6 protein-coding genes are annotated in these 6,615 nt (G+C 69.0%); 5 read left to right on the forward strand and 1 reads right to left on the reverse strand.

The features are described from left to right. The first annotated feature begins 120 nt into the window (after positions 1-120). Positions 121-1,113 carry a 4-hydroxy-3-methylbut-2-enyl diphosphate reductase gene (locus JJV70_RS12055; RefSeq protein WP_219047843.1) on the forward strand — a complete coding sequence of 331 codons (993 nt, stop codon included), beginning with the start codon at positions 121-123 and terminating at the stop codon, positions 1,111-1,113. A gap of 296 nt (positions 1,114-1,409) precedes the next feature. On the opposite strand, the gene JJV70_RS12060 is transcribed toward JJV70_RS12055, so the two are convergent. After that, positions 1,410-2,195 (reverse strand): DUF6542 domain-containing protein, encoded by a 786-nt coding sequence (locus tag JJV70_RS12060; RefSeq protein WP_219047844.1) that lies wholly within the window; start codon positions 2,193-2,195, stop codon positions 1,410-1,412. A gap of 112 nt (positions 2,196-2,307) precedes the next feature. On the opposite strand from JJV70_RS12060, the gene JJV70_RS12065 reads away from it, so the two are divergent. From JJV70_RS12065 to JJV70_RS12080, 4 genes are all read left to right on the forward strand, one after another. Further along, positions 2,308-2,895 carry a Uma2 family endonuclease gene (locus tag JJV70_RS12065; protein ID WP_219047845.1) on the forward strand — a complete coding sequence of 196 codons (588 nt, stop codon included), beginning with the start codon at positions 2,308-2,310 and terminating at the stop codon, positions 2,893-2,895. A gap of 66 nt (positions 2,896-2,961) precedes the next feature. Next, the gene (ychF, locus tag JJV70_RS12070) at positions 2,962-4,068 is read left to right on the forward strand and encodes a redox-regulated ATPase YchF (RefSeq protein ID WP_219047846.1); all 1,107 of its coding nucleotides are present in this window, start codon (positions 2,962-2,964) and stop codon (positions 4,066-4,068) included. A 55-nt stretch (positions 4,069-4,123) separates the two neighbouring features. Beyond that, the gene (locus JJV70_RS12075) at positions 4,124-6,292 is read left to right on the forward strand and encodes a hypothetical protein (protein WP_219047847.1); all 2,169 of its coding nucleotides are present in this window, start codon (positions 4,124-4,126) and stop codon (positions 6,290-6,292) included. Beyond that, complete coding sequence (locus JJV70_RS12080; RefSeq protein WP_219047848.1) at positions 6,255-6,569, forward strand: hypothetical protein; 315 nt, start codon at positions 6,255-6,257, stop codon at positions 6,567-6,569. The genes JJV70_RS12075 and JJV70_RS12080 overlap by 38 nt, the downstream gene beginning before the upstream one ends. Positions 6,570-6,615: the final 46 nt, after the last annotated feature.

The following is a 6,615-nucleotide window of genomic DNA, read 5'->3' on the forward strand; positions in this document are numbered from 1 at the left end:
ACCCCCGACACCCTGTCCGCCCCCGGCGCCCGTCCGCCCCCGGCCGCACCACCGGCGGCCTCTCCGCCCGCCCGGCCGCAACCCCGCGCGCCGTCCTGCGGGGCTTGGCCCGCCCGTACGATGGGGGGCATGAGTGCTGAGACCGCCCGCCGCGTCCTCCTCGCCGCCCCCCGTGGGTACTGCGCGGGCGTGGACCGAGCCGTCATCGCCGTCGAACAGGCCCTGGAGCAGTACGGCGCCCCGGTGTACGTGCGCCACGAGATCGTGCACAACAAATACGTGGTGCGGATGCTGGAGAAGAAGGGCGCCATCTTCGTCGAGGAAACCTCCGAGGTGCCGCCGGGCGAGATCGTCATCTTCTCCGCCCACGGCGTCGCGCCCGAGGTGCACCGCGAGGCCGAGCGCGGCAAGCTCGCCACCATCGACGCGACGTGCCCGCTGGTCACCAAGGTGCACAAGGAGGCCGTCCGCTTCGCGCAGGACGGCTACGACATTCTCCTCATCGGCCACGAGGGCCACGAGGAGGTCATCGGCACCACCGGCGAGGCCCCGGAGCACATCACCCTCGTTGACGGCCCCCAGGACGTGGCCAACGTCGAGGTGAAGAACCCCGAAAAGGTGGTGTGGCTCTCGCAGACCACCCTTTCGGTGGACGAGACGATGGAAACTGTCGATGCCCTGAACGAGAAGTTCCCGAAGCTGATCAGCCCGCCCAGCGACGACATCTGCTACGCCACGCAGAACCGGCAGACGGCGATCAAGCAGGTCGCCGCCGAGTCCGACCTGGTACTCGTCGTCGGCTCACCCAACTCCTCCAACTCGGTGCGCCTGGTGGAGACGGCCCTCGCGCACGGCGCCGCCGACGGCCACCTGGTGGACCACGCCGGCGAGATTGACGAGGCGTGGCTGGACGGCGTCGCCACCGTCGGCGTCTCCTCCGGCGCCTCGGTACCCGACGTCCTGGTGGAAGGCGTGCTGGAGTGGCTGGCCGAGCGCGGCTACGGCGACGTCGAGGTGGTGCAGCCGGTACAGGAGCACATGCAGTTCTCGCTGCCGAAGGAGCTGCGCCGCGACCTGCGCGCGGAGGCGGCGACGAAGGTCGCGGACGCGTAGCCGCACCGCGCCCCCACTGGCGACGCCGGACGGGCGGAATGCGGAATACGATGTTCCGCCCGTCCGGCGTCGGGCGTGGCCCGGGGCTGGCGCTCCCCGGGGTTCGTCGTCGGCGTTACGTCGTCTCGGCCATCGAGGCGTGGACGACGGCGATGGTCCGGGCAGTCGTGACGCGTTGTCCGGGCCGTCGTGGGAGCCCTCGGGGCCTTGCCGCCGCAGCTGATCAGAGGCGGCCCCGGGTGGTCGAGGTAGCACCACGCCGGGTGCGGAGGGCCGGGAAGTTCAGCCCGCTCGCCTCAGGCGCGGTCGGCGGAACGTTGTGACCTGGACGTGCGTGACCGCGCGCCCGGTGTCCGGGGCCCTGGTGTCCTGCCCCGCGCCGCGCGGTCGCCCTGCCGCAGGGTGCCGCGTTCCCCGGTGCCGTCCCCGCGCCCCGGCCCGGCAGTATCCGCCCGCCGCGTCGGCCGCTCCTGCCGCGCCCGGCGCCGCCGTGCGGCCAGCACCGCGCGGCGCACCACGGCCACCAGCGCCGTCGCCGCCGTCCCGCCGTAGACCCATCCGGCCTCCACCGCGAGCGCCGTCACCACCGTCATCGCGCGCTCGCCCAGCCCACTGCCCCCGCTGCCACCTGTCAGCAGCACCAGCCCGACGGCGTACGCGATCGGGGCGACGACCGGCGCGGTGAACTGGTCGGCGGGACGTACCCACAGCGCCGAGGCGAGACCCACGATCACGAAGCACACCCCGTAGGCCCCCGGTGAGGCGTCCAGCAGCAGCCGTACCGCACCGCCGAGCAGCGCCATCGCCGCGAGCGTCGCGAGCCCGCTGCCCAGGGCCGTCAGCCGCAGCGCCGTCAGCCGCGCGAGCGGGCCCGGCGCGGGCGTTGCGTCCTTCCCCTGCGCCCCCTGGCCCGCCGTCCGCCCGCCCGCCCGCGCGGGGCGCGGCACCGCCACCCGCTCCCGCCCACGCGGCTCCTCCCGCCCCCACCCACGCGGCTCCTCCCGCTCCCACCCACGCTGCTCCTCCCGCTCCCACCCACGCTGCTCCTCCCGCTCCCACCCGCCCTGCTTGCTCCGCTCCATCCACCCAACGTAGGCCGCCCCCTCCCGGCCTCCCCTCGCCTGACACGCCGCCCACCTCGTGCCTGTACCCCCGCAGGCGTGACATCGTTAGCCCAGGGGAGGAGGTGTTCCTGTGACCGCGACGCTTCCGGAGGCAGAGGTGGCCAAGACCTTGCGCGAGGTCGCCCATGAACTCCCGGTGCCTGACCAGTACCGGGTAGAGATCATTGAGGGGGCCATCGTGATGTCGCCGACACCTTCGGGCATGCACGGGCGCATGCTGTGGCGGCTGGCAGAAATGCTGCTGGAGAAGCTGCCCGAGGGTTATGAGATCGAGAACAACCTCGGCGTGGACAAGGCTCCGGACAGCGACGACTACTGCGTGCCGGACCTCTTCGTGGCGCCCCGCCACGTATTGGAGACCTGGGAAACAGAGGTCCCCCCGATGGAGGTGATCTTCGTCGCGGAGGTGGTGTCCCGGTCCAGTCAGGCGCACGACCGGGTATCGAAGCGGAAGGTCTACGCGGAAGCGGGCATCCCGCTCTATCTGCTGATCGACCCGCTGGAAGCGCGTCTCGCTCTCTTCTACCAACCGGTCAGGGGCGCCTACCGGGGCGAGCACACGGTTCCGTGGGGCGACAAGATCCAGCTTCCCGAGCCACTGCCCGCCCTGGTGGACAGCTCCCGGTTCCCGTCACTGGAAGGCAGGCCGCGCCCGTAGACTGGTGGACTGGCCCGCCCCGCGCCGGGCCGCCGCCCAGATCCTCTCGCTACGGGAAGTCGCCACGTGTCGCTCACGATCGGAATCGTCGGCCTGCCCAATGTCGGCAAGTCCACCCTGTTCAACGCCCTGACCAAGAACGACGTGCTGGCGGCCAACTACCCGTTCGCCACGATCGAGCCGAACGTCGGCGTCGTGGGCGTCCCTGACCCGCGGCTGGCCAAGCTGGCGGAGATCTTCCACTCCGAGCGTGTCCTGCCCGCCACCGTCGACTTTGTGGACATCGCCGGTATCGTCCGAGGCGCGAGCGAGGGTGAGGGGCTGGGCAACAAGTTCCTGCACAACATCCGCGAGTCCGACGCGATCTGCCAGGTGATCCGGGCGTTCCGGGACGAGAACGTCGTCCACGTCGACGGTGAGGTCTCGCCCAAGAACGACATCGAGACGATCAACACCGAGCTGATCCTCGCCGACCTCCAGACCGTGGAGAAGGTCCTGCCGCGCCTGGAGAAGGAAGCGCGGATCAAGAAGGACAAACAGCCGCAGGTCAAGGCCGTGCAGGAGGCGAAGGTCATCCTGGAGGAGGGCCGCACCCTGTTCTCGGCGGGCGTCGCCCAGGGCACCGAGGCCGCCGAACCGCTGCGCGAGCTGCACCTGTTGACCACCAAGCCGTTCCTCTACGTCTTCAACGTGGACGAGGAAGAGCTGACCGACGACGCCTTCAAGGCCGAGCAGCGTGCCCTCGTCGCCCCGGCGGAAGCGATCTTCCTCAACGCCAAGCTGGAGGCCGACCTCGCCGAGCTGGAGGAGGACGAGGCGCTGGAGCTGCTGCGGTCCGTCGGCCAGGAGGAGCCGGGCCTGGCCACCCTCGCCCACGTCGGCTTCCGCACCCTGGGCCTGCAGACCTACCTCACCGCGGGCCCCAAGGAGTCCCGCGCCTGGACGATCAAGCAGAACGCCACCGCCCCCGAAGCCGCCGGAGTCATCCACACCGACTTCCAGAAGGGCTTCATCAAGGCCGAGGTCATCTCCTTCGACGACCTGGTCGAAGCGGGCTCCGTAGCCGAAGCCCGCTCCCGCGGCAAGGCCCGCATGGAGGGCAAGGACTACATCATGCAGGACGGCGACGTCGTGGAGTTCCGGCATGGAGCAACCTCTGGGGGCAAGAAGTGAACGTCGCGGCTGTTCTCGCCAGTCGCATGTCTGAGCACGCATCTAAGGTCCAAGCATGACGACCCAGACCGCCCTCGATGTCGACCTCGGCCTTGCCCCGGAGCCTGTCACCGGAGACGGCCTGGAAGCTCGCTACGACGCGGCCTTCGTGGCCCGTCTCGCTTTGCGCGAGAAGCAGGTGCAGCAGTCGTACCGGCCGATCATCCAGATCCACAAGTGGTTCGCGCGGCGACCCGGCTCGGTGTTCCGCTCGCTGCTCCTGTCCGAGTTCGGCGACGGACCCCTCGCGTCCGACTACTTTACAGGGCACGGGATCCCCGGCGTGGTGGCCGACCCTTTCATGGGCGGCGGGACCACTGTGTTCGAGTCCGCGCGCCTCGGGCTGAGCGTCGTCGGCGGTGATGTGAACCCGATGGCCTGGTGGACCGTGCGCCAGGCGGTGTCCCCGCTCGACCTGAATGCCTTTCAGCTCGAAGCTGGTCGGGCTGTGGCCGACGTCGAGGAGCAGATTGGAGACCTCTACAAGACGACCTGTACCGGGTGCGCGGGACAGGCCGAGGTCAAGTACTTCCATCACGTCAAGACCTGCGCCTGCCCGTCCTGCGGTGAGGAGGTTGACCTCTTCCCAGGCCTGCGGCTTGCCGAGGCCGTGCGGCATCCCCGGGAGGTCTACCACTGCCCCCATTGTGACGAGCTCCGCGAGGTGGAGAAGGGCGACGCCGCTCGCTGCCCCGAGTGCGACTTCGATCTGAAGGAGCGCCCCGCCAGCCGCGGCACGGCCGCATGTCGCCATTGCGGCGAGCAATTCAAGTTCGCGCCGTTGTTGCAGCAGCCACCGAAGCACCGGATGTTCGGTATGGAATACCGGTGCAAGCGCTGCTATCCCATGGTCCGGGGTCGGCAGTTCAAGACCCCGGACGCCGTCGACCTCGCCCGGCTCGATCGGGCCTCCGAACTGCTGGGGCAGTGGGGCGATGGCCTTGTAATCCCGGACGATGCCATCCAGCCTGGGGACGAGACCAACCGTCTGAACCGCTGGGGATACAAGCGCTGGCGCGAGCTCTTCAGCGACCGCCAGCTTCTCGGGCTCGGCCTGCTCATGCGGCGCGTCGGCGAGGTCGAGGTCGAAGAGATCAGGAACGCCCTCGCCACGGTGTTCAGCGACTTCCTCCGGTACCAGAACCTGCTGTGTCGCTACGACACCTACGCCCTCAAGTGCCAGGACATCTTCGCCGTCCACGGGTTCCCCGTGGCGCTGCTCGCGTGCGAGAACAGCCTGCTCGGCATCCCGAAGGTCGGTTCAGGATCCTTCGTCCACTTCGTCGCCAAGTACGTGAAGGCTAAGGAGTACGCGAAGAGCCCGTACGAGACCGAGTATGTCGGCAAGCGCAAGAGGGTGGTGCCGATCGCGGGCGAGTCCATCGAGGCACCCCTCGTGGACGCCGAGCCGTCCGCCGCGTCGCAGGGGGCGTGGATCGCGGCGGCCCCGTCTCAGGAGCTTGCACTCCGGCCGGGATCACTGGACGGTGTTTTCACCGACCCGCCGTACTTCGACATGGTCCAGTACGCCGAGCTGATGGACTTCTGTTATGTCTGGCTCCGCCGGTTCATGGGCGCCCGTGCCGAGTTCGCCCCCGAGACGACCAGGACCGAGGATGAGCTCACGGGCAACACGACGCGCCTGCGCGGCATGCAGGAGTTCGCGGCGGGTCTCAGTTCGGTCTTCTGCCGTATGGCGGCGGCCATGAAGCCGGGCGCCCCCCTAGTCTTCACCTATCACCACAACGAGTCGGAGGCATACGTTCCGCTGATCATTGCGATCCTGGACGCTGGCCTCACTTGCACGGCGACCCTGGTTGCCCCGGGAGAAATGTCGGCGTCGCTGCACATCGCGGGGACGAAGTCGTCGATCCTTGACTCGGTCTTCGTCTGCCGCGCCGTGGACTCGTCTGGGGAGATCGGGAGTGTGAAGCAGCGTGTCGCGGCCGACGTCGAGGCCATGCGTAAGGTGCCTTACGAGCCTACGCAGGGCGATGTCCTCTGTCTCGAGGCTGGACACATTGCGGCGAGCGCGATCCGACGCCTCCGGGCCACGTGGGACAAGGACCTGCCGCTCGAGCGGCGCTTCGAGATCGCGATTGAGGGTGTCCGCGCGGTGCGGGCCGTCGAGGAGGGCATCACCACACATGAGCACACTGCGGCCCTACGAGGTCGACTCCGCTGACATCCCGACCCACCTCGGTGAGCTGGTCCAGTCGACCTTCGACGACCTGACGTCGCAGTTCATGTTGCTCCCGAAAGGAGCGATTTTCCTCGAGTACCCGGAGTTCCGTGGGGGCTATGAGGCGCTGCGCAAGCACACCGACGGCTTCAGGGCAATAGACGTCGACCGATGCTGGAGCGCGCTGCGGCAGAACGCCGTCGCCGGCATCGTGCTGCGCACCATCCTCGGAGTGACACCGCCTGAGTGGCAGGACCTGGGTGACTGCTCAGGTGGTTGATTACGTGTGAGCGGGTGGCAGCCAGGGGTTTCCGTTGAAGAGGTCG

It is taken from the genome of Streptomyces sp. JJ66 (genome assembly GCF_019303495.1).
GTDB lineage: Bacteria > Actinomycetota > Actinomycetes > Streptomycetales > Streptomycetaceae > Streptomyces.

Excerpts from the sequence above, each read along its gene's own strand:
- JJV70_RS12055 (WP_219047843.1), top strand. The coding sequence starts at position 121 with ATGGGGGGCATGAGTGCTGAGACCGCCCGCCGCGTCCTCCTCGCCGCC.
- JJV70_RS12060 (WP_219047844.1), bottom strand. The coding sequence starts at position 2,195 with ATGGAGCGGAGCAAGCAGGGCGGGTGGGAGCGGGAGGAGCAGCGTGGG.
- JJV70_RS12075 (WP_219047847.1), top strand. The coding sequence starts at position 4,124 with ATGACGACCCAGACCGCCCTCGATGTCGACCTCGGCCTTGCCCCGGAG.
- JJV70_RS12080 (WP_219047848.1), top strand. The coding sequence starts at position 6,255 with ATGAGCACACTGCGGCCCTACGAGGTCGACTCCGCTGACATCCCGACC.